Here is a 24,161-nt window from a genome sequence, read left to right as displayed (position 1 = left end):
ATCACTCACAGCGGCTTTTTATCGGCAAGACAATATCAGGAAGGGATATTAAAGTCAGCCAGTTTCTTGCTGAACTTGAACAGCCAGATACGGTTAGGACGTTCGGTATCAGCACCACGGGCAACGCGCATGGTATTGCCTGCGGTACAGCCCAGCACCCCAGCTGTCGTCGTCATGGCACCATTGGCGTCTACTGTACACTTGGTGACATCCGCACCAACCACAATGGCACCGCTAGGGTCAAGGATTACGGTCTTCATGCCAAAGTCATCGTCATTCGTCAGCGCCAGGGTGTTTTCATCGACCAGTGCCAGACCTTCGGCTTTTTCTGCCAGCCAGCCTGCATTGTTCAGATCAAACAACTGGGTTTTCTTGAGCAAGACGATATCAGCATAATTGACACCATTGACTGCTGCACCTGTCATGCTGCTCTTTTCCAGATCGCTGCTCATGTTGGCGATGTCGGTGGCATTGCCTGGTACTTGCACCAGCATCAGTTTGTTGAACGCCTTGCCGTCCGGGCCTGTACCCTGTTCGATGACGATGAATTTGCCATTGCCCAGCGATACCATATCACCCAGTTTGGCATTGCCGGTCTTGCCTGCGGTGTATTGCGTGCTGTCGATAGGGTAGGCATACAGCTTGGTTTTTTCTGTGGTCGGATCAAACTCTACCCAGCGGTTGAACTTGGCATAGTCCTTGATGCTTTCGCTGGTAGCCACGGTGGCACCGGGGACGATGTAATTTGCCTTGCCGTCATCCAGCGGGCTTTGTACAAATCCATTCAGCTTGCCGGTAGCAACTTCCAGCGACAGGCCTTCCATGCCGCGATTGGCACGGCGTTTCAGCAAAACTGCCGGCAGGTCGGCGGCACCTGTGCCTGGCTGGTATTTTTTCAGGATGATGCCAGTGGCAATATCTATTTTCAGTATAAAAGGACCGTATTCGTCCGACACCCAGACCACACCACGTGCTGCATCATAGACGATGGATTCGGTATCCAGGCCATAGTCGCTGAACGTGGTTTTGCTGCTGGCGTCAAATTTGGCAGCATCATTCAGTGGTACTTCGGCAGAAGAACCCAGCTTGCCCGGAGCGATAGACAGGCCGGAAGAATTGATGGTGCTACTGAACTTGATAGGCGTACTGGATTTCAGGATTGCACCATCCTTGCCTATGCTGATCAGGCCAAATGATGGCGTAAAGCTGGGAGATGGAAAAAACTTGGCATCGCTGGTGCCTGTTGCGCCAGCAGTCACGACAGAATTCGGTACTTTGGGGCCATCACCATTCGGACCACGGTCGGTGATGCCATAAAATTCCAGTGAGCCATCAGCGGCCTTGCCCTTGAAAGTCAGGCCAGAACCATAGGATGGCAAAAAGCCTTTGGGGAATTCGGCCTTGACAGCAGCATTCGTGCCTTCATACGGTACAAAGAAATTGTCGGCAGCCTGCACCTGATAACGCGTGACGCTGGCGCTGACCGTGCCCAGGGCATTGGTTTGCGTGACTGTATCAACAACAGGTGTACCCAGTTTGGATGCCATGGTGTCTTCAAAATGTTCACGTACCAAGGTGCGGCGATCTGCATCCACGGTGAGCTTCTGGTAATTCGCAGGCAGCTTGGCCAGCAGGTTAGTCATTGCGGTATTGAAGTTGGCCGCAGTGGCAGTGAAATCCAGGGTCTGGCTGGCGAGTGCAGTCTTTACTGTAGCAGGAATCTTGATGCCGGTGGCAACATCATTGTCTTCATCCAACAATTGCAGGAACAGCAGACGGTTGACTACACTGTCATCCTTGACGTTGCTGGAGTTGGCCAGGTTCAGTGGCGTGACCATGGCCGCACAAGGGGCAGAACCAAGGGCGACACCACCTACAGAAAATGCCACGGTATCGCCTGCATTACAGTTGAAGCCGCCAGTGCTGGATGTGCTGAGTTTGCTGCTACCAGATATGGAATAATCCAGACCCTCGACTGTCGCATCCAGAAACACACCACTCACAGGAACAGGGGTAGGTGTAACGGTAGTATTGTTGCTGCCACCACAGGCAGTTAAGAATACGGCTGTAAACACCGCTGCAGCCATGCTGCCCGGCAACAGGTTTTCCTTGGGTTGTTTCATTGGAGTGGACCTCGTAGTAAATTGCGTGGAAAAAGTTTTCCGCGAATGTACTACGGGCTTGTGACGCAGCCATGACAGGCATGTGTGTACATGTTGCACACACGTATGCTGTGCGCTTGCTAAGTGTTTTCCTTGATGCCTTGCCAGCGTGGCGTCAGCGTATGCGGCAGGGCAAACATGTCGAGTACGCGGCCAATGGTGTGGTCAACCATCTCGTCTATGGATTGCGGACGGTGGTAAAAACCGGGTAGGGGCGGGAAGATGATGCCACCCATTTCAGTTACGGCCGTCATATTGCGCAGGTGGGCCAGATTGAAAGGGGTTTCACGCACCATCAGGACCAGACGGCGGCGTTCTTTCAGGACCACATCGGCAGCGCGGGTGATCAGATTATCAGACAAGCCATGTGCTACGGCTGCCAGGGTTTTCATCGAACAGGGTGCAATCACCATGCCATCGGATAAAAACGAACCGCTGGCAATGCTGGCACCGACATCGCGCACATTGTGGACAACATCAGCCAGGGCTTCGACATTCTTGCGTTTCATGTCCATTTCCTGATGCAGATTCAGTACACCCGCTTCTGAAATCAGCAAATGACTTTCTACACCGGGAATGTGACGCAAGACCTGCAACAGCCGTACACCATAGACAGCGCCTGTCGCTCCGGTAATGGCAACAATCAGGCGCTTGGAGACGGCAGGTGCAGTCATGCCTGTCTTAGTCTTTCAACAGGGCTTGCAGTTCGCCGCTTTCAAACATTTCATTCATGATGTCAGAACCGCCGACAAATTCACCCTTGATATACAGTTGGGGAACGGTAGGCCAGTTGGAATAATCCTTGACGCCCTGACGTACTTCCGGGTCTTCCAGCACATTGATGGTGACCAGGTTTTCCACGCCACTGGCTTTCAGCAATTGCACCGCGCGGCCAGAGAAGCCGCATTGTGGGAACTGGGCAGTTCCTTTCATGAATAAAACGACAGGGTTTCCTGTGACGGTTTCTTTGATCCAGCTTTGTACGTCGCTCATGGCTATTTTCCTTTAATAACGAATGTTCTCATTATAGAGGAAAGCCCAATTCATTGTCGCCGCTATGCGCTCAGGCTCTGGCGCTTTTCAATGGGAAAAGTGTTCAATCAGATAATATTTCGTTGCCCGTGCCACTTCGAGCCAGCCTCGTTGTTGCGGTTATGTTGCGCTTATTCACAACCCGGCAAGGGTCATTGCCCCGTCATATTCAAACAATATCATTGCGCTTCCCTGGAGGCAGGCGCAAATTCCGTGTATTTCAGGACAAGAAATGACGGCTGGATTCATGTAATTTTATTAATCATGAATAGCCACAAACAGCATTTCTTGCGCAGGTCTCGAACCAGACATCCAGCCAGACATTTCCCTTAAGGCAAATGTGGGAGCAATATTTTTTGTTGCTTTCAGGCTTTGGTTTTGCTTTTACTACTTTTGAGATTTTTTATGCACCTGAATTTTCCTGCTTCTTTACGTCTGACCAAACTGCACAAGGCTTTTCTGGCTGCCGGCCTGTGCGCCACTGCCTTTAATACGACTACCGTATTTGCTGCAACAGAAGCCAGCGCTGAAGCGGCTGCTGGTGACAGTGCGCCATTGTCACAAGTGGTGATCAAGGCTACGGTAGAAAAAAAGAAACTCAGCGACAAGGTCAGCACCGGTGCGCTGGGACGCCGGTCAGAACTGGACACGCCGTTTTCGACCAAAGCCGTGAGCAGCGATGAAATCGAAGACAGGTTGGCCACCAGTATTTCTGAAGTCATGAAATACGATGCTTCAGTCACTGCCATCAGCCCGCCTATCAGTACGCATCCGGCTACCATACAAATGCGCGGCTTGCGCCTGGATGATTTGAACGGCTACAAAATTGATGGCCTGGCCAATATCAATCGTGGCACAGAAATGCCACTGGAAATGTTTGAAAGCATAGAAGCCATGAAAGGCCTGTCAGGCTTCATGTATGGCTTTGGCTCACCAGGCGGGATCATCAATTATGTGAGCAAGCGCCCAACGACAGAAAAAAGTTTTAGTGCAGCACTGGGTTACCAGCAAGGTGGTGCCATCAAGGAACATATCGATGCAGGTGGTCGTGTGGGTGAAGATGAGCGTTTTGGTTACCGTCTGAATATGTTGCATGAAGATGGTGGCGTTGCCGAAGAAAGTGGCTCGGTCAACCGCAACGCGGCTGGTTTGAATCTGGACTGGCGCCTGACCCGGGATCTGGTGCTGAGTTTGAATGGCATCTATCAAAAACGCAAAACTGTAGGTGGTACAGATATCGTCACCAGCCCTGCGTTTGCCTTGCCGCAGCCTATTGATGGCAGCACCAGACTCAACAGCGATGGTGCAGGCAATGATGTTGAATACAAATTGATGACTCTGGGCCTGGATTACCAGTTCACTCCAGGCTGGATTGCCAGCGCTTCTTATCGTGGTTCAGACTCTACCCGTATCTACAAAAAAGATCAGTACTACATCAGCAGTGACAGCGGCAACTACCGCGACAGGGTTACGTCTGAATACCATGCGTATAAGTTTTCCCAGGTACAAGTGGGACTGGAAGGGAAATTTACGACTGGCGCTCTGCAACATCAGTTGATCGCCGGAGCGATGACACAAGAGCTGACGTCGACATCTTCTGTCGTTACTCCCAAGACCTACTTGAGCACAGGTAATCTGTATTCACCAACCATCATTTCAGTTGCCTCAGTCAACTATAGCGGCGGTATTTATCAGGATGAAAAAACCAATCAGGATGCCGTGTTTGCCAGCGATACCATCAAGCTGACGGATGACTGGTCTGTCCTGGCCGGATTGCGTTATACCAAATTCAAAGACATCGCCTACACTACAAAAAACACGGAAGCAGCGAACTACCCGGCCAATAAAACCACGCCAACGCTGGCGCTGATGTACAAGCCTGCTGTCGATACCACCGTCTATGGCAGCTATGTAGAAGCGCTGGAGCAAAGCGCCAGCGCACCGGCTTCGACCGTTAATGCCAATCAGACATTTGCACCGCTGAAAAGCAAGCAACTTGAATTTGGTATCAAAACCGAACGCAGTTTCTGGAATGGCAGTGCTGCTTTGTTCCGCATAGAACGTGCGGCACAATATACCAACAGCGCAAATTATTTTGTGCTGGATGGCAGAACCCTGTATCAGGGGCTGGAAGTCAACAGTGTCGTGCAGGCAGCGAAAAACTTGTCGATAGAAGGCGGCATCATGATATTGGATGCCACGTTAAAAGATGCAGCCGCTGCCGTCACCGGCAAGCGTGCCGTTGGCGCACCAAGAAAACAGGTGTCAATACAAATGACCTGGCGACCAGAAGCCCTGCCAGGCCTGGCCCTGCACGCAGGTGCCCAGTATCTTGGCGAATTGCCTATGGATGCGGCGAATGTACATACCCTGTCTTCCTATGGTCTGTTTGACGCGGGTTTGAATTACCGTGCAAGAATAGGTGGGAAAATGGTCAGCGTACGCGCCAATATTTCCAATATCGCCAACCGCAAATATTGGACCTATTATCAGGAAAACTATTTGAACGTCGGTTCGCCACGTACTGCCAGTGTGAATGTCAGGGTGGATTTCTAAACGGCATTGAAAACCGTGCCTGCCTTGCCATAAATGTTTAGCGGCAAATGACGAACGCCACTGCAAGATCAGAGGCGTTTTTCATTTGCAAATATTGATTGGTCTGGCAAGGCATAATTTACCAATGCTGCACCACATCAATTTTCTGAAATAATCATTCTGCCCTGGATATCATCTGCCTGACTGCTATCCTTGCTGTTCGACTTAACAAGCCTTGCCAATGAAACCTATTTTTTATCCGGTATATACGCTGCTATCCTGCATTCTTTTCGGTCTGAGCAATACAGCCGGGGCAAACGCTCAGGGGCAGGTGACTGATCCCGTAGTTGAACGTTACTATCAAACCAAGACACCGTATCAAGCCCGGCAAACTCTCGCTACTTACCAGGCTTTGCCTTCGGGTTATAGCGCGGTGTACACGCAAATGCTGGCACGTCATGGTTCACGCGGCTTGACTGGCCCCAAGTCTGACCTGGCGCTATACAATCTCTGGCTTCTGGCGCAAAAGGATGATGCACTGACTGCACTCGGTACAAAACTGGGACCTGATATCTTCAAGTTGATGCAGGCAAATTTGCTGTTGGGCTATGGCATCAAAGGCATTAGCAAGCCGGGTTATGGTAATGAAACTCAGCAGGGTATCAATGAACATCTGCAACTGGCAGAACGCATGTATCAGCGCCTGCCTGCCTTGTTCAGCACGGCGACAGAGGCACAGAAATCCAGAAAAATCATTGTTCTTACGTCAGGCAAGGACCGCGCCGTGGACAGCGGTTATTTTTTCGTACAGTCACTGATCAGGCAACAGGCCAGTCTGCAAAATGTGGTGGTTTTTCCGCCATCCCTGGCACCTGCGGCTGAACAGGATCATCAGTCACGCCCTGTTGGTACAGACCGGTTCCTGCTGTATTTTCACAAACTCGGTTCTTCGCAGGATAAGGTCAGCGACCCGGCAGATCCCTTGTTTGCCACTTATCAAGCCAGTCAGGCTTATCAGCGTTATGCAAAGAGCAGTGAGTTGCGCAGCAGGGAAGAGGCTGTACTCAGGCAGCCGCAACTGGCAGTCGCTGCCAGAGTCGTATTGCAAGCCTTGTTCAAGCCAGCCTTTATCGCGGCGCTGGATCAGGGCAAATACCATGTCAGCAATGAAGGTAGTTACAGTTTCACCAGCAGCGACGGCAAGTTTACCGATACCCTGCGCGGTGATGGTGATACTGAAATCAGTTCATCTGTTGAAGCCGCCATGGCGCTGTATGATTTATACAGTGCTGCCGCAGACATGCAGGCCGAGCTGAATGCTGACTTTACGGTCTATATCCAGCCCGCACAGGCCAGCATTTTTGCTTCGGTGAACGATGGCCTGAGCTTTTATGCCAAAGGGCCAGGCATGATAGAAAATGCCGATGTGACCTATCGCATGGCAGGCACGCTGCTCAAGGATTTCTTTGATGAGGTCGATGCGATTGCCAAAGGTGATATGTCGCATGCAGCCAAACTGCGCTTCGCCCATGCAGAAACTGTCATTCCCATGGCAGCTATATTGGGGATTAAAACCATGTCAGAACAGCAGCCACGCAATATACCTTATAGCTATGAAAGCAATCCCTGGCGCGGCGAAAAAGTGGCGCCCATGGCAGCCAATATACAGTGGGATGTATATCGCAATGCACAAGGACATACTCTGGTAAAAATGTACTATAACGAGAAAGAGACGCACTTCAAGACAGAGTGTGATGCAGCGCAAATTTTACCAGGCAGTTTCTTTTATGATTATGCAGGCCTGAAAAACTGTTATCTGCATCAGATGCCTGCCGGACAGAAAAAATAACTTGGCATAGGGTGGTATTGGGTGACTCTAATTAGGATGGGCAGGGTAAAAATGGGCAAACTGCGCCTTATTTTTTCAATGATGTTACATTAAGCTTGGTAGAACCTAAAAACATATAAGAAAAAGATTGCCATACAGCAGGAGAGCAGGAGACCGTCATGCAGATGCCAGATACCTCGATTTCTTCGCGACCAGCCCATGCCGACCCTGGCATGATTTCTGCGAGACCTGATCGCATGATGATAGAACAGGCTCATGAACGTTCCGCCGCCTATGGCATACCGCGCAGTGCTGCGCCGGATTATGGCCCTTTGGGCAAAACCGACCTGAAAGCTTTGCTGGAGCAAAACCGGGTCTTGCACCGCCATGCCGTACCGGTCATGGAAACCCTGTATGAGCAAATCATCAATACCCATAATATGGTCATATTGACGGATGTGAATGGTTTGATCATTCATACCCTGGGCGATGCCGATTTTCTGGAAAAAGCCGATAAAGTGGCACTCAGCCCTGGTGTGGCGTGGTCAGAAAGAAGCAAGGGCACAAATGCTATCGGTACCGCCATCGCAGAAAAAACACCAACCATCGTGCACGCCGATCAACATTACCTGGAAGCCAACAGCTTTCTGACCTGCTCTGCCGCACCGATTTTTGATGTCATGGGGAATGTCATCGGTGTGCTGGATGTCACCGGTGACCAGCATAATTTCCACAAGCACACAATGGCCCTGGTGCGTATGTCGGCGCAGATGATAGAAAACCAGTTATTTGCGTCTTCTTTTCAGGATGCCATCAAACTCAGTTTTCATAGCCGCCCGGAATTTCTGGGTACCCTGATGGAAGGCATCGCCTGCTTTGACAGTGATGGACGGTTTTTATCGGCCAGCCGTAGCGGCTTGTTCCAACTGGGTTTGCCTTTATCTGCCTTGCAGACACATACCTTTTCTTCCCTGTTTGGTTTGCCGGTATCTGCATTGCACGAACATTACCGCACCGCTGCACCGGGTTTGCTGACGCTATGCCTGCACAATGGCGTGCGTGTGTATGCCAAGAGCCAGGGCTTGAAGCGCCAGTCGGCAGCAGCCAGGCACGTGCTGGACAATGCGCGTGAAGCGCAAAATCCTGAAGTTAAAACCAAACTTTCCAGTCTGCATTATCTGGACACGGGTGATGAACAGGTCGCCCGTGCCATTGATAAACTCAAACGTGTCATAGGGCGCGATATTTCAGTTCTGGTGACCGGCGAAACCGGTACCGGCAAGGAATTACTGGCCCAGGCGGTACATAATGATTCGCCGCGCAAATCGGGGCCTTTTGTGGCCGTGAATTGCGCCTCGATACCCGAAACCCTGATTGAATCTGAATTATTTGGCTATGAAGACGGTGCATTCACCGGTGCGCGCAAGAAGGGTAATATAGGCAAGATATTGCAGGCGAACGGTGGCACGCTGTTTCTTGATGAAATCGGCGACATGCCATTGAACCTGCAGGCTCGTTTGTTGCGTGTATTGCAGGAACGTATGGTGACACCGCTGGGTAGCAGCAAATCCATTCCTGTTAACCTGGCCCTGATCTGTGCCACCAATCGCAATCTGCGCGAGATGATAGGCAAGGGCGAATTCCGCGATGACCTGTATTACCGCCTGAATGGACTGGTCGTGCGGCTGCCGCCCTTGCGTGAGCGTTCAGATCTGGATGTGGTCATAGAAAAAGTATTGGCGACAGAAAGCGAAGGCAGGCAATACAGAATCGCACCTGAAGTCATGCAACTATTTCATGCGCATGGATGGCCGGGCAACTTCCGGCAACTGACGAATTTATTGCGCACGGCCATCGTCATGACGGATGCCGATATGGAAATCCGCCTGGAACATTTACCTGAAGATTTTCTGGAGGATATGGACGTGATAAGCGCGCCGGTCACTCCATCTGCAACGATTACTCAAGCTGCATCCAGTCTGGAAGTACTGGAAATGGATGCCATACAGCAGACTTTGCAACTACATCAGGGCAATGTCTCTGCTGCTGCCAAGGCTCTGGGTGTGTCACGCAATACGATTTACCGCAAACTGGCGACGTTGAAGCCTGATTGATTACACTTGTGGTCCATGTAGCACGGTAGTACCCAGCAAATCATTTTCTTCGTCCGTGAACAGGCGCGAACGTGTGAGGAAACGTTTGCCAGTGCCATTGTCGAGCGAAAACATGCCGCCCATACCAGCCACCACATCAATGATCAACTGCGTGTGTCGCCAGTATTCAAACTGATCGCTGCCCATATAAAACGGCGTGCCATCCAGATCGCCGAGATACACATCGGCATCACCGATGCCATATTCGTTCCGGGCGTAACACAGCGGTGAACTGCCATCACAGCAACCGCCCGACTGGAAAAATAATAGCGGACCGTATTTGGTCTTTAGCGCACTGATAAATTCCAGAGCGGTAGGTGTGGCGGTGACGCGGGCGGGTGTGGTGGTCATTTTTCTCTTTGTCTCGAGGATTCATGCATAAATTCCCTCCCCTTCAAGGGGAGGGCTAGGGTGGGGATGGGTTTCGGTTGATTGGCTATGTATTCCGCTGGCGGAAGAACCCCATCCCCATCCCAACCATTCCACTGCGCCGCTTGCATGCGGCTTAGATATTTGTGGCGCAAAGCAATGCTTTGCGAATTCCCACAAATATCCCCTTGAAGGGGAAGGAGCGATACACCGGATTTTAGAAATTCTCAGGAAATGCAGGTTCACGTTGACCTAGCTTCATGAAATGCAGGCCACCTTCCCCTCTCTGCACCTCTGTGTTGAGAGGTCTTGAACTTAATGACTACTAAAAGAATCCCATCGCATTCGGGTTATAGCTCACCAGCAGGTTTTTAGTCTGCTGATAGTGATCCAGCATCATCTTGTGGTTTTCACGTCCTATGCCGGATTGTTTGTAACCGCCAAATGCTGCATGTGCTGGGTACAGGTGGTAGCAATTGGTCCAGACACGGCCAGCTTCGATGGCGCGACCTACGCGGAATGCGCGGGAACCATCGCGTGTCCACAGGCCAGCGCCCAGGCCATACAGAGTGTCGTTGGCTATAGCTATCGCGTCTTCTTCATCCTTGAAGGTGGTGACGGACACCACAGGGCCAAAGATTTCTTCCTGGAAGATACGCATCTTGTTGTGGCCCTGGAAGATGGTAGGCTTGACGTAGTAGCCCTTGGCCAGGTCTCCTTCGAGTACATTCCTTTCGCCGCCTGCCAGGAGCTGCGCGCCTTCCTGCTTGCCTATGTCGAGGTAAGACAGGATTTTTTCCAGTTGTTCCTGCGAGGCTTGCGCACCTATCATAGTGGCGCTGTCCAGCGGATTACCCTGCTTGATGGCAGCGACGCGTTTGATGGCTCTGGCCATGAACTGATCATAGATAGATTCCTGTATCAGCACGCGTGAAGGGCAGGTGCAGACTTCTCCCTGGTTCAGCGCAAACATGGCAAAGCCTTCGAGGCATTTGTCGAAGAAGGCATCGTCCTGCTCCATGACATCGGCAAAGAAAATATTTGGCGACTTGCCACCCAGTTCCAAAGTCACTGGAATAAGGTTTTGCGACGCATATTGCATGATCAGGCGGCCAGTGCCGGTTTCACCAGTAAAGGCAATCTTGGCGATACGCTTGCTCGATGCAAGTGGCTTGCCTGCCTCCAGGCCAAAGCCATTGACCACATTGAATACACCGGGCGGTAACAGGTCTTTGATCAGATCAACCAGTACCATGATGGAAGCAGGTGTTTGTTCTGCCGGTTTCATGACGATGCAATTGCCTGCTGCCAGAGCGGGTGCCATTTTCCACACTGCCATCAGGATAGGGAAATTCCATGGAATGATCTGACCGACGACGCCCAGTGGCTCATGGAAGTGATAGGCATAAGTCTGGTCATCGATCTGTGAAACCGAACCTTCCTGCGCACGTATGCAACCTGCAAAATAGCGGAAGTGATCGATTGCCAGCGGAATATCTGCCGCCATGGTTTCGCGTATGGGTTTGCCGTTGTCTATGGTCTCGGCAGTGGCCAGCAGACTCAGGTTGGCTTCCATGCGGTCAGCAATCTTGTTGAGAATGTTGGCACGCTCGGCTGGTGAAGTTTTACCCCAGGCCACTTTTGCTGCATGTGCAGCATCGAGTGCCAGTTCCACATCTTCTGCGGTGGAGCGTGCTACCTCGCAAAAAGCCTGGCCGATGACAGGGCTGATATTCTCGAAATATTCACCCTTGACCGGGGCCACAAATTTGCCGCCGATAAAATTATCGTAGCGTTTGGCGAAAGGATTGCTGATACCGAGTTTGCTGATGTCTGCCATGTTCATGATGGTGGTCTCCGTTGTTTGTCAGATGGTGCGCAGTTGATGCGACACAGGGATAACAACGCAAACGGCGTGCCATGCTGGGAATGTTGAGTCGACGAAATATTTGAGTGCAAGGCTTGAATGAATTCCCGCCCCTTCAAGGGGAGGGTTAGGGTGGGGATGGGTTTCGGTTGATTTCCAGTCGTTGAATTTACATAGGAAACCCATCCCCATCCCTGCCATTCCACTGCGCCGCTTGCATGCGGCTTAGATATTTGTGGCGAAAAGCAATGCTTTGCGAATTCCCACAAATCTCCCCATGAAGGGGAAGGAGTGAATACGGCAAAATATACAAATAGGATTAATTGGAAACTTGTGTTGAAGTAAGTGCGTGGTTGTCACATTATTTCGCAACACAGATCAGACTGTCACAATTTGAGACAGTCTGATCAGCAAGCTTATTGCTTATTTATTGCTTATTTATTGCTTATTTTTACTGCTTACCCACGCAACTTCGCAAACGCCGCAGCCATCGCATTACCGGCAGGTGCTGGTGCCTGAGCTTGTGAGCGGTGTTGATTGAGGCGCTTGGCATCATTACGGTCGCCACGCTGTTCAGGTTTGCTGCCTGCCACAGGTGCGGCGTCCGTCAGGCGCATGGTCAGGGCGATACGCTGGCGTTTGACATCGACTTCCAGCACTTTCACCTTGACCACCTGGCCAGCCTTGACGACTGTATGCGGGTCCTTGACGAAGGTATTTGACAGGGCAGAGATATGTACCAGACCATCCTGATGCACACCAATATCAACGAAAGCACCAAAAGCGGCAACGTTGGTGACCACGCCTTCCAAAATCATGTCAGGGCGCAAGTCCTTGATTTCTTCCACTCCATCCTTGAAGGTGGCGGTGGTGAATTCTGGACGTGGGTCGCGGCCCGGCTTTTCCAGTTCACCAATGATGTCGGTAATTGTAGGTACACCAAATTTTTCATCGGCGTATTTAGCGGGATTCAGAGATTTCAGCAAGCCAGAGTCGCCAATGACGCCCTTCACATCCTTCTTGATATCCGCCAGGATTTTCTCTACCAGTGGATAAGATTCAGGGTGGACTGCGGACGCATCCAGCGGGTTGCTGCCATTCATGATGCGCAGGAAGCCGGCAGCCTGCTCAAAAGTCTTGTCGCCCAAACGCGGTACGGCACGCAGGTCAGAACGTGAGCTGAACATGCCTTTGGCATCGCGGAAATTGACGATGCTTTGCGCCACACTGGATGACAGGCCGGACACACGTGCGAGCAAAGGTGCAGAAGCAGTATTCACATCGACGCCAACCGCATTCACGCAATCTTCAACCACGGCATCAAGTGAGCGCGCCAATTGTGACTGGCTGACGTCATGCTGATACTGACCAACACCGATGGACTTGGGATCAATCTTCACCAGCTCAGCCAGTGGATCTTGCAGGCGACGGGCAATCGATACCGCACCACGGATGGAGACATCGAGGTCAGGCAATTCTTTGGAAGCAAATTCAGAAGCAGAGTAGACCGATGCACCGGCTTCAGAGACCACGATCTTGGTCAGCTTGAGTTCAGGTTTGAGCTTGATCAGATCGCCTGCCAGCTTGTCGGTTTCACGTGAGGCCGTGCCGTTGCCGATAGAGATCAGCGAGACATTGTGCTTGGCCGCCAGTTGTGCCAATACATGCAGCGAACCATCCCAGTCATTGCGCGGTTGATGCGGGTAAATCGTCGCATACTCAACCACTTTGCCGGTCGCATCCACAATCGCCACTTTGACGCCGGTACGCAGACCAGGATCCAGGCCCATGGTGGCACGCGGGCCGGCAGGGGCGGCCAGCAACAGGGCTTTCAGGTTGCGGGCAAAGACATTGATGGCTTCAACTTCTGCGGTTTCGCGCAGTTTGCCCATCAATTCCGTATCCAGATGCATAAAGACTTTGACGCGCCAGGCCCAGCGCACAGTATCCACCAGCCATTTGTCGGCTGGACGGTCTTTCTGGCTCACACCAAAGCGGGCAGCGATGCGGCTTTCGCAGGGGTTCAGCGGCGCATCCCATTTTGGTTTTTCTTCTTCTGTATCCAGACGCAGGCTGACTGTCAGCATTTCTTCACGGCGGCCACGGAACAGGGCCAGGGCGCGGTGCGAAGGGATGGTGCCCAGGGTTTCTGAATAATCGAAATAATCGGCGAATTTTTCACCGGCTTCTTCTTTGCCAGCGACAACCTTGGATTCCACGATGCCGTGGTCATTCAGGTATTCACGCAGGGCTTGCAACAGGGTCGCGTCTTCGGCAAAGCGTTCCATCAGGATTTGGCGTGCGCCATCGAGTGCTGCTTTGGCATCCGGCACACCGGGGTTGTCGCCATTGTCGGTCGTGAAGGCAGGTTTCAGATAGCTTGCTGCTTCGCTATCCGGATTCAGCATGGGGTCAGCCAGCAAGGCGTCGGCTAGCGGCAACAGACCAGCTTCAACGGCGATTTGCGCTTTGGTGCGACGCTTGGGTTTATACGGCAGGTACAAATCTTCCAGGCGGGTCTTGTCTTCGGCATGGGTGATGGCATCCAGCAGCACTGGAGTCATCTTGCCCTGTTCTGCTATCGAGGCGATGATGGCGGTGCGGCGGTCTTCCAGCTCGCGCAGGTAGCGCAGGCGTTCTTCCAGCAGGCGCAACTGGATATCATCCAGGCCACCGGTCACTTCTTTACGGTAACGGGCGATAAACGGGACGGTCGCACCTTCGTCCAGCAAGGCAACAGCAGCGGCAACCTGAACCGGCTTGGCAGCCAGCTCTACGGCAAGTCTTTGTTCAATCGAAGGCAACATAAATCCAGAATCCAGACAATAAAAAAGCAATCAAGGCGCAGATGATACGCAATTTGCGACTTTGCGCCAGTCTTGACATGGGGGCAGACTAAGGTTAGAAGTTGCAAATTATTAAAAGAACATTCCTCTAATTCAATCGGCAATACCTGCTGACCGTGCTTTATCCGGACATTACTGAGGGTTTGTAATGGCCCTGTTGACGTCCTTCTTGCTTACCAAGTTTTACAGGATTCTGGATTTAATAATGATAAAGTTGCGCATATTGATATTTATTTTGCCACTTATCCTCAGGTTTCATGAAAAATTTTTCCATTTCATCAGGCGCATTTCCCGTCCAATTGCTTGTGACTGCGGCGTTGCTGCTGCCTGTTACTGCCGCATTCGCGATTGAAGACTGCGAACTGAACAAGGAATCAGTCAATCCTGCAAATGGCAGCACGACAGCAGGCAAGACCGGCATCATGAAATGTGTGGACAGAAATAGCGGCAAACTGGTGCGCGAGCAGGAATTGCAGGCGGGTGTCTTCATGGGTGTCCGGCGTTATTACAAAGATGGCGTGTTGACGAAAGAAGTTAACGTCAATGAACGCGGCAACATGCACGGGCGTTCGCGTGAATTTGCCCCTAATGGACAAGTGCTGCGTGACGAAACCTATGTGAATAGCAATGTGCGGGGGCTGGTGCGGGAATGGCATCCAAACGGCGCGGTAAAACGCATCGCCTTTATCGGTGAAAATCCAAATGAAAAAGCAGCGGTCAAATATACGTCAGACAAACAACTGAGTGATATTGAATGTGCCGACAAACCCTTGCTGGCACCACATGCGAATGACGCCGCCTTGTGCGGTTTTAATGGCAAGCCATCGCAAGTACAGTTGTACGCCGAAAATGGCCGCTTGCGCAGCCAGTTCACCTTGCTGGCTGGTGTCCGCCAGCAATCCACCTATTTTCATGACAATGGCAAACCGGAGACAGTGGAGGAGTCAGGTAGCAAACAGAAGACCCGCAAACAATATTCCGATACAGGTATTTTGCGCAAGGAGACCGTCTGGAACATGATAGAAAAAACTGCCGTTATCGAGCGCGAAGTTGAATATCACGAAAGCGGCGCAAAAGTGCGTGAACAACTGTATACCCTGACTGAAAAAGACGGCCGCCGCCAGAATCGCCTGGTATCTGACGCCAGCTTTTATTTGAATGGCCAACCCAGACGCAGTGAAAAATTCTTGATCGAAGGCAAGAACGATATCAAGGAAGTGCGCAATTATTTTGATAATGGCCAGATGTCCAGCCTGGAACGTTATGTGTCTGAAGGCCGTTATCTTGAACGCCCGGTCGGTATCCATCAGGGTTTTGCGCAAAACGGCAAGTTGGTGCGTGAATCGCATTATGATGAGCGTGGCCGCATACAGCGCGAGCGTAGCTGGGATGAAAATGGCAAGCAATTGTCGGATGATCAGGTCTATGAAGACGGGTCACGCAAGGCCTTTTCAAAATAGATGGTAGTGAGTGCCAGTCAGCCAAGCCACGGTTCATGACCATATTTAATTTCAACTGTTTGCGCAGCGGCGTTCAACTGCACCGATATGCATCCGCGCTGATGTGTCTGGTGCTGTGTTGCCTGCTGTCTGCTTGCAGTATGGCTGAGCTGCAACGCGGGCGGACGCTGGTACAACTGAGTCAATTCCAGTTCCGTGACGGTGGCAAGGCGATTTACTATCAACTGGAAAAAAAGCCCTGGCGGCAACAGGATGGTGATGCGCCACTGGCGAATCTGATCTTTGTGATTTCCGGTTCGGATTGCGTCAGCATGGGTGAATTTTTGCCGCAGTATTTTTCTGGACTGGAAGGTGAGTCAGGCCGTACACGCATACTCATTCTGCACAAGCGGTATATTTTACCTGGCTCAAATGGCCAGGCATGTGGTGACGCGTTTGTGCGTGCCGATCATCCCTCGCGCTGGCAGGCAGATCAGCTGGAATTCATGCGGGTGCAACTGGCCAAACTGAAACAACAAGGCATTACGCCAAAACGTGTGATTGTGTGGGGTGTGTCCGAAGGCGCGGAACTGGCACCGCTACTGGCGCAACAAATACAGGCGACGCATCTGGTGTTGCTGTCGCATTCAGGCAAAAATGCACTGGATGCTTACCGTGCGCTAGCCACGCATTACCCGACCATGCAACAGGGCTGGCGAACCTTGCAGACCGCGTTGCTGACAGTGCCGGCTGATCCGGATGCTACACGCATACATGGGCGCAGCTGGCGTTACTGGTCTGAAATTGCAGCCATTCCACAAAAACAGAATTTGCTGCATGCAGGCATACCTGTCTTTCTGGCTGTGGGTGAAGCCGATCCTGTGATACCGCCCGGTGCCGTCGATGATTTGCAGCAAGCCTTCAAGCTGGCGGGCAGGCAAATTCATATCAGTCGCTTTCCCGGCGTGGGACATAGCCTTGGCGGCAAGGACGCGAATCGTCTACCCGATTTCATGCATCAGGTCGATAATTGGCTGGCAGAAACTGATGTACATCAAACTTCCATGCAGTAATACGTTTTTATAACTAGAACTCATTTCATCAATAGGGATGAGATGCGTTTGTCTCATAACGCGGGCTGGCAAGGCGGACGAGGCAGTCAATAGCGGGTCTATTGACAACGAGTTCAACGCAGTCCAGCACGCGTTATGAGGCAAACCCTTCGGGAGCTGGCGATTCGGGCGCATTGCTGCGTTGCGCCGCTTGCTAAGGCACCAGCCTTAGCTGCGCGTCACGCCTTGCACTGCATCCCGAATCGCCTTGCTCGCACTCACCCCTATTGATGAAATGAGTTCTGGTTAATTACAACTCGTTACATAACTGTATTTTTGTAGCAGTTCTTTCAATGACAATATGGCAAAGCCTTACTATACTTATTGGCTGTGCTTGCGCCGTAGTATTTGTCGTGTCTTGAAGGAGGCGTTTTGCATGTCGTGCTTTTCCGTTTCTCAAAAAAAACATAATCATAACTATGCGCCTACTGACTGTCTCTTATACCCCTATTGTCGCGGCACTCTTGCTCGCCGGTTGCGTGACCACGCCAACCCATGACAGCAAAGTGGCAGCTTCGCTTTCTGTCGCCAAAAGTGGCCAGATCGATGAAGCGATCAAGCAAGTGGAAGCGCAAACACAAGGCAGTAACAAAGCGGATCTGTTGCTGAACCTGGAAAAAGGTGAACTGATGCGCATAGGCAAGCGCTACAAGGACAGTCTGGATGCTTTCGATGTGGCCGACACCAAAGTGAAGGAATGGGAAGAAACAGCCAAGTCCTCGCCGCAGAAACTGATGGGCCAGATTGGTGCCACCATTATGGGTGATGCCAGTCGTGATTATGAGGGCCAGGACTATGAAAAAGTCATGCTGACCACACGCATGGCCATGAACCGCCTGAACCTGGGTGATCTGGATACAGCACGTGTCGATATCAAACGTACCCATGAACGCGAAGCCGTGATTGCTGAATTCCGCGCCAAGGAAACCGCAGAAGCCGAAAAAGAAGCCAAAGACAAAGGCGTCACTACGTCCGGCAAGGAACTCAATGGCTATCCGGTAGAAACCCTGAATGACCCTGAAGTTCTGAAACTCAAAAATGGCTACCAGAATGCGCTCAGTCATTACATGGCTGGTTTTGTGTATGAAGCCCTGAATGAACCTGGTCTGGCTGCGCCCGGCTATCGCAAGGCGATAGAGTTGCGTCCTGATTTGCCGGTGCTGGAAGATGGTCTCAAGGGCCTCGACCAGCGTACCAGCTTCCGCCGCAAGAAAGGTGTGACGGATGTTCTGTTCATTATCGAAGCCGGTAATTCGCCAGCACGCCAATCCAAGAAAATTGCGTTCCCGGTGCCGACCGGCAGAGGTTTGGTGACGGTTTCCTTTGCTTTCCCGGTCATTTATCCTGATGCCAACGCACCTATGATTGACAGTGTGCGTGTCGGTAGCCAGGTGTTACCAACGGCACTGGTAACCGACTTCAACGTCATGGCCCGCAAAGCCTTGAAAGATGAATTGCCAGGCATACAAATGCGTGCTGCGGTACGTACCGTAACCAAGGCTCTGGTGCAGGATCAGGTCAATAAAAAATTCGGTGCGCTTGCCGGTCTGGCCGCCAACGTTGCTGTCGCTGCGACCGAAAGCCCGGCAGATGACCGTATGTGGCGCAGTTTGCCAGAACGGGTTTTTGTTGCGCGTGCCTTTATTGCGCCTGGCGAATATGAAGTGAATTTTTCCAATCGTCCGGGTGACAGCATGAAGCTGACGGTGGATGGTCGTTACATGGTCGTGCCAGTTCGCATGTATCAGGACAAGACCTATCTGGGTGACCAGGCAAAGTTTGGCAGCGTCACACCTGTGGCACAATTGCAGGCTGAACCGGAAGCCAAACCTGCTGAAACCGCAAAAGGCAAGCCCAAAACTGCAGCAAAAGCGAAACCGGCAGCCAAGGCAAACACAGCAACCACTAGCACCAGCAACACCACCAGCAGTGCCAAATCCAATTGACATCCAATTGATAACAGAGGGTATATGAAACAGTTTTCCAAACAATTTGCAGCCTGCGCCGCTCTGGTTGCAGCCTGTTTTGCAGCACCAGTCATGGCTGATGATATTCCTAACGCCGTTTCCCCCGGCATCGCCGCCAAGCTGATCGTGCGCGGCACGCTGGAAGGCGTTCAGGTGACTGACTTGCGTTCACAACGCAAAAATGATGTTCTTGTAGTGCAGGCAGAGCTGGTCAATCAGATCGTCAAGGATGTCCGTGTGTATTACCGCTTCCGCTGGACAGATGCCGCAGGCATGCAGGTCGGCGATGGCGAAGTGTGGAAACCCTTGATGATACTGGGCAAACAAAGTCAGTTCATCAAAGGTACAGCCTATGGTCCGCAAGCGACCGACTTCAAAATTGAGATGAGTGCAGAGCCACGCTAAGTGAATGCAGATTTTGCAGAGTTGAACCAGATAAAATTTATTTACGGAGTACCTATGAAAAACATATCCTCACTGTCCAAATCCTGCGTCATGCTGGTTCTGGTATGTGCCTCACTCAGCGCCTGCCAGACAAAACTGTCTCAACCTACCGTCAGCCTGGCACGTCAGACCAGCTATGGCGATAACAAGGCAGTAGAAACCGTCACCAATGAATTCGGTTCCACCGACTTGCAGATGATTGCAGAAAAAATGGTTGGTTCCCTGCTGGAAGATCCGGTACTGGCAAATCGCCCGACCATGACACTGGCAGGTGTACGTAACAAGACCAGTGAATACATCGATACCAAATCCATCATGAACAGTATTCAGACTGCATTGGTGAAAAGCCGCAAGGTGAAATTCACCCGTAGCGCTGATGAAATGCAGCAAGGTGTTGATGAGTTGCAGCGTCAAAACCAAAGCGGCTTGTATAAAGCCCAGGGCAAGGCAAAGATCGGTAACATGACAGCCGCCAAGTATTCCCTCGAAGGTGAGATTGTTTCCATCGTCAAACAAAGTGCAAACACCAAAGACGTGTTCTACAAAATGACCTTGAAGTTGTATGACGTGGAAGATGGTTCCATCGAATGGCAAGACGAAAAAGAAATTCGTAAGACTTCCAAGCGTTAATTTCGTGCGTCATTCTGAAGCGTTATTCTCTTAAAGAGGCAATACGATGTTGAATTTAAAAAAATTGATGGCAGGCTTGTTCTGCTCTGTAGCGGCATTGTCTGCCAGTGCAGCTGAACAAAGAATCACCATCCCAAAAATTGCGGTGACTGACCTGACGTATGAAGAAAAAGTCAGTGAATACTTCCGCGTTGTGTCTGCTTCCAGCAAGAGCAGTGTCAAGGGCAGCTACAGCGAACGTGAAACCGATCACAGCTATTCCCAGCGTGGCAACGTCAATGCCAAGAGCGAAAGCAATTACTACGAAGCGGAAGGTTTCTATACCTACATTGATCGTGGTGAATTGAAGACCTATACCGCTGACCTCAAAGGTGCATTGATCAAGGGCGGTGGTGTGTCCCTGGTACAGGCGCGTCCTTATGTTGGCAAGCCTATGGAAAAAATTTACGACATCATAGGCCGCATCAAGCAAGGCATGTACCCAGGTGCTGATTATGTCTTGTTTGGTACTGTCAGTAATATCCAGTTCCGCCAGGAAAGCAATCAGCTGCAATACGGTAATTCCATGACAGCCAGTCTGTCACTGGATCTGGTCGCTGATTTCAGTCTGATCAATACCAAGACCTATGAAGTCAAGGCAGCTTTCAGCGCCAGCGGTTCTGGTGTTGACACCAAAATCATCAGCCGCGCTGGTGACCGCGTTGTGTTCAGCCGTGGCAAGGTCATGCAAGAGACTTCCCGCAGCCTGGCTGACGCAGCCTATGATGAATTGTTAGTGCAGTTCGGCGCCCCGCGTGGTGCCAACCGCGGACAGTATGGCCGTGGGCAGAATGCTCAGCCTGTCGTGCCTGTGCAAAATACTGAACCGGTGACTGTTTACAAGTAATCTGCCGGTAGCAGTGCAGTAGTAATGCAGTAGCAGCGCAGTAGCAACAAAAAGCCTGGTGTGTTCACCAGGCTTTTTGCATTCCGGAATACCAGATTGTTCGCAGATGTGGAAAATCAGGCTTCTGGATTGATCTCGACTTTATACAAACTCTTGCCATCGATGTCGTGGATGGACACGGTCATCGCCCTGGTCTTGGCATCAATTTTCGCTATGCCAAAGAATTGCAGCAATTCTGCCGGTGAGCGGTTTTGTTTCATGCCCTGTGGCACGCTGACATATTTCACATCAGGGCCAAAGGTCTGGTCTACTTCATTCGGGCCAAAGGTGCCGGCATTCAGCGGGCCACCGACAAATTCCCAAAAAGGTTTAAAGTCGGTGAACCGGGCTTTTTCAGGCGTGTAATAAGTCGCTGCTGCATAGTGGACATCGGCAGTGACCCAGACCACATTCTTGATATTGTGTTGCTTGATGAATTTGAGTATCTCGGCAATTTCCAGTTCACGTCCCAATGGTTTGCCATTGTCGCCGTTGGCCCATGCTTCATATGTGCCTTTGGGTACATCCGGGTTCAGGTCAGGAACGACGATAGAAATCGGCATATCGCTGGCGATGACTTTCCAGGTTGAATGTGAACGCAGCAATGCCTGTTTCAGCCATTGCAATTGTGGCTTGCCAAGAAAGGCTGCATCCTCATTCAATTCGGTTTGCAGATTGGGTGAATTCTTGCCGCGATAGCTGCGTTCATCCAGCATGAAGACTTCCAGCATGGGGCCGTAGCTGAACATGCGGTAAATGCGGTCCGGGTCATGCTGATTGATGCGATAGGGGTTGTATTCAAACATCGCCCGGCGTGCATGGCCTGCCAGCGTGTTCAGGTCGCGCTGCTGGTAGCGTTTTTCTGCTTCACCTATCTGCTGGCCCGGATACCAGTTGTTGCGTACTTCATGATCATCCCATTGCACCAGGAAAGGCACTTCGGCAGCAAAGCGGCGTTTGTTGGCATCCATGAAGTTGTATGCAAAATTGCCGCGATAGTCTTCCAGGGTTTCGGCTACTTTGGACTTGGCTGACGTGACGAGGTTGTTCCATATACTGCCATCGTCGAGAGTGACTTGTGCCTGTATCGGACCATCTGCATAAATCTGGTCGCCAGAGTGAATGAAAAAATCTGGTTTGAAACGGCGCATGCTTTCATAGATGCGATAGCCACCGAATACCTCATTGATGCCCCAGCCCTGACCTGCTTCATCGCCCGAAAAGGCAAAGCAGATATCGCGTTGGGTGCCACCCGGAAGCAGCAGGCTGCCGTTGACGGCTTCGCTGATGGCAGAAGGATTTTGCGCATCCTGAAAACGCACGCGATAAAAAGTGGGCTGGCCAGTGCGCAAGCCACTGAGATCTACCCGGGCCGTGTAGTCTGTGCCTGGCAGCGCCATCGGGCCTGTAATCCGATGTGCATTCTTGAACGCTTCGTCATTCGCATATTCAACCAGCATACGGGCTGGCCTGTCCGTGCGACTCCAGATGATGGCCTTGTTGCCGGTAATGTCGCCACTCATGACGCCGCATGGCATTTGTGGTCTGGCCTTGTCTGCCGTGATCAATGCAGGCGCTTGTCCCTGCTCCTGCCCTTGCTCGTGCGCCATCCCAGGCAAGGCAGTGCCACCCAGCAGCGCGCCGGCACCGGCAGTCATATGGCGCAGGAACTGGCGGCGTTGCGGCTTGTTGCGTGAAGTAAGATCGTCAGACATGGCTTTTCCAGAGAGGGGCAATCAAGCCCCAGATTGTAAAGCGCTTGTATGACCAAAGCATGTCAAATCTATGTCAACCACGGTGGATTGCGGTCTAATCGATCTTCCATACGTATTGCACTCTGGTCCAGCTTTGTTGTGCTACCCCATCGATAGTGCCGGGTGTGAAGCGGCATAAGGACAGTGCCTGGCTGGCAGCCCGGTCCAGATTGCGAAAGCCGCTGCTGCCTTCGGTTCTGGTATCCATCACACGACCATTGGTACCGATCAGCATGGCGAGTGTCACTGTTCCTTCTTCATTATTGCGTATGGAACTGGCGGGATAGACCGGTTTTTCGCAGCGGCTCATGTCAACTACCGCCGCTACATGGACCGGCGCTTTCGCCTGCGCAGGTAAATCGCTTACGCCTGTGGTTCCGTTGCCGCTACCTGTACCTTCTTTTCCAAGAGTAACTGCCGGTCCATCGTTATCTGTCGTTTTTGGCGGCGGTGTATGAATCACAGGGCCATCAACAACAGGCGGATCAATGACAACAGATTTCAGCGGTGGTGGTTTGGTCGGTTCAATCACAGGATCACGCGTGACAGGTTTTTCCTGTCTGGGTTTCTCAAAATCCACGATCAGCGGATCAGCGTGCGGCAGCGCAATCTTGATTTTCATGTCATTAAGTACAACTGCCAGCAAGACCACGTGCAATGCTGCGACGGCACCCAGACGTGACAGACGCCTAATGGATTGATATCGGGAATGAAGCCCGGATTGATGCTGGTTTTCTGTGAATTCCATATTTTTCTCCAAGTTTGGGCTTAGGCCAGTCATGAGGCGGTATTGCAAACGGCTATTGCAAACCATGCTGGTGTCAATCTGGACAGACACGTGAGGGTTTTTTCCTTTGGCTAGGGAGGGAAAGAAAGTTCTCGTGCAATCCATATGCTTTAATATAGCAATATAAATTGCTATTTAAAAGCATTTAAATTGAAATTTAAAAGAAATTACTTTGCTTTTATAGAGGTGGCTGTTGTTTTTCTAGCAGGGAAAATGGAATTTATGTGTTGAATTAACAATTAAATACGGTTAGACAGAGGCTTATTTAGGTACGTCCAAAGTGCAGCCATGGCAATAAGTCGCTTAAAAAT

General features: G+C 51.3%; 17 protein-coding genes. 9 read left to right on the top strand and 8 right to left on the bottom strand.

The features are described from left to right. Nucleotides 1–35: 35 nt before the first annotated feature. The 3 genes from H8L32_RS12970 to grxD form a co-directional block, all read right to left on the bottom strand. Nucleotides 36–2,123 (bottom strand): esterase-like activity of phytase family protein, encoded by a 2,088-nt coding sequence (locus H8L32_RS12970; protein ID WP_230412195.1) that lies wholly within the window; start codon nucleotides 2,121–2,123, stop codon nucleotides 36–38. 119 nt (nucleotides 2,124–2,242) lie between these two features. Beyond that, nucleotides 2,243–2,836 carry a UbiX family flavin prenyltransferase gene (locus H8L32_RS12965; protein ID WP_186947668.1) on the bottom strand — a complete coding sequence of 198 codons (594 nt, stop codon included), beginning with the start codon at nucleotides 2,834–2,836 and terminating at the stop codon, nucleotides 2,243–2,245. Nucleotides 2,837–2,843: 7 nt separating this feature from the next. Further along, the gene (grxD, locus tag H8L32_RS12960) at nucleotides 2,844–3,155 is read right to left on the bottom strand and encodes a Grx4 family monothiol glutaredoxin (RefSeq protein WP_186947667.1); all 312 of its coding nucleotides are present in this window, start codon (nucleotides 3,153–3,155) and stop codon (nucleotides 2,844–2,846) included. 444 nt (nucleotides 3,156–3,599) lie between these two features. On the opposite strand from grxD, the gene H8L32_RS12955 reads away from it, so the two are divergent. From H8L32_RS12955 to H8L32_RS12945, 3 genes are all read left to right on the top strand, one after another. Then, entirely contained in the window at nucleotides 3,600–5,750 is a 2,151-nt protein-coding gene (locus H8L32_RS12955; RefSeq protein ID WP_186947666.1) for a TonB-dependent siderophore receptor, read from the top strand. A 220-nt stretch (nucleotides 5,751–5,970) separates the two neighbouring features. Beyond that, nucleotides 5,971–7,578 (top strand): histidine-type phosphatase, encoded by a 1,608-nt coding sequence (locus H8L32_RS12950; RefSeq protein WP_186947665.1) that lies wholly within the window; start codon nucleotides 5,971–5,973, stop codon nucleotides 7,576–7,578. A gap of 212 nt (nucleotides 7,579–7,790) precedes the next feature. After that, nucleotides 7,791–9,671, top strand: a complete 1,881-nt coding sequence (locus tag H8L32_RS12945; RefSeq protein WP_408058886.1) for a sigma-54-dependent Fis family transcriptional regulator — start codon at nucleotides 7,791–7,793, stop codon at nucleotides 9,669–9,671. Here H8L32_RS12945 and H8L32_RS12940 read toward each other — a convergent pair whose 3' ends face one another. The 3 genes from H8L32_RS12940 to H8L32_RS12930 form a co-directional block, all read right to left on the bottom strand. Beyond that, the gene (locus tag H8L32_RS12940) at nucleotides 9,672–10,061 is read right to left on the bottom strand and encodes a DUF779 domain-containing protein (RefSeq protein WP_186947664.1); all 390 of its coding nucleotides are present in this window, start codon (nucleotides 10,059–10,061) and stop codon (nucleotides 9,672–9,674) included. Nucleotides 10,062–10,404: 343 nt separating this feature from the next. After that, the gene (gene adh, locus H8L32_RS12935; protein ID WP_186947663.1) at nucleotides 10,405–11,925 is read right to left on the bottom strand and encodes an aldehyde dehydrogenase; all 1,521 of its coding nucleotides are present in this window, start codon (nucleotides 11,923–11,925) and stop codon (nucleotides 10,405–10,407) included. A gap of 479 nt (nucleotides 11,926–12,404) precedes the next feature. Further along, the gene (locus tag H8L32_RS12930; protein WP_186947662.1) at nucleotides 12,405–14,753 is read right to left on the bottom strand and encodes a Tex family protein; all 2,349 of its coding nucleotides are present in this window, start codon (nucleotides 14,751–14,753) and stop codon (nucleotides 12,405–12,407) included. Between the two features lie 296 nt (nucleotides 14,754–15,049). Here H8L32_RS12930 and H8L32_RS12925 point away from each other — a divergent pair, with 296 nt between their 5' ends. From H8L32_RS12925 to H8L32_RS12900, 6 genes are all read left to right on the top strand, one after another. Beyond that, nucleotides 15,050–16,252, top strand: a complete 1,203-nt coding sequence (locus H8L32_RS12925) for a toxin-antitoxin system YwqK family antitoxin (protein WP_186947661.1) — start codon at nucleotides 15,050–15,052, stop codon at nucleotides 16,250–16,252. A 35-nt stretch (nucleotides 16,253–16,287) separates the two neighbouring features. Then, nucleotides 16,288–17,304, top strand: a complete 1,017-nt coding sequence (locus H8L32_RS12920; protein ID WP_186947660.1) for an alpha/beta hydrolase family protein — start codon at nucleotides 16,288–16,290, stop codon at nucleotides 17,302–17,304. A gap of 458 nt (nucleotides 17,305–17,762) precedes the next feature. After that, nucleotides 17,763–19,289 carry a COG3014 family protein gene (locus H8L32_RS12915; protein ID WP_186947659.1) on the top strand — a complete coding sequence of 509 codons (1,527 nt, stop codon included), beginning with the start codon at nucleotides 17,763–17,765 and terminating at the stop codon, nucleotides 19,287–19,289. A gap of 24 nt (nucleotides 19,290–19,313) precedes the next feature. Then, the gene (locus tag H8L32_RS12910; RefSeq protein ID WP_186947658.1) at nucleotides 19,314–19,715 is read left to right on the top strand and encodes a YcfL family protein; all 402 of its coding nucleotides are present in this window, start codon (nucleotides 19,314–19,316) and stop codon (nucleotides 19,713–19,715) included. 54 nt (nucleotides 19,716–19,769) lie between these two features. Beyond that, nucleotides 19,770–20,384, top strand: coding sequence for a penicillin-binding protein activator LpoB (gene lpoB / locus H8L32_RS12905; RefSeq protein ID WP_186947657.1), 615 nt, complete (start codon nucleotides 19,770–19,772; stop codon nucleotides 20,382–20,384). Between the two features lie 46 nt (nucleotides 20,385–20,430). After that, a complete protein-coding gene (locus H8L32_RS12900; RefSeq protein ID WP_186947656.1) occupies nucleotides 20,431–21,270 on the top strand; it encodes a penicillin-binding protein activator LpoB in 840 nt (279 codons plus the stop codon). 116 nt (nucleotides 21,271–21,386) lie between these two features. Here H8L32_RS12900 and H8L32_RS12895 read toward each other — a convergent pair whose 3' ends face one another. Further along, entirely contained in the window at nucleotides 21,387–23,024 is a 1,638-nt protein-coding gene (locus H8L32_RS12895; RefSeq protein WP_408058879.1) for an alkaline phosphatase D family protein, read from the bottom strand. Between the two features lie 94 nt (nucleotides 23,025–23,118). Next, a complete protein-coding gene (locus tag H8L32_RS27715; RefSeq protein ID WP_186947655.1) occupies nucleotides 23,119–23,811 on the bottom strand; it encodes an energy transducer TonB in 693 nt (230 codons plus the stop codon). Nucleotides 23,812–24,161: the final 350 nt, after the last annotated feature.

Origin of the sequence: Undibacterium hunanense (genome assembly GCF_014284335.1) — a bacterium.
GTDB classification, from domain to species: Bacteria; Pseudomonadota; Gammaproteobacteria; order Burkholderiales; family Burkholderiaceae_D; genus Undibacterium; species Undibacterium hunanense.
The sequence above is the reverse complement of the archived record's forward strand: the minus strand, read 5'-3'. Positions and strand labels throughout refer to the sequence as shown.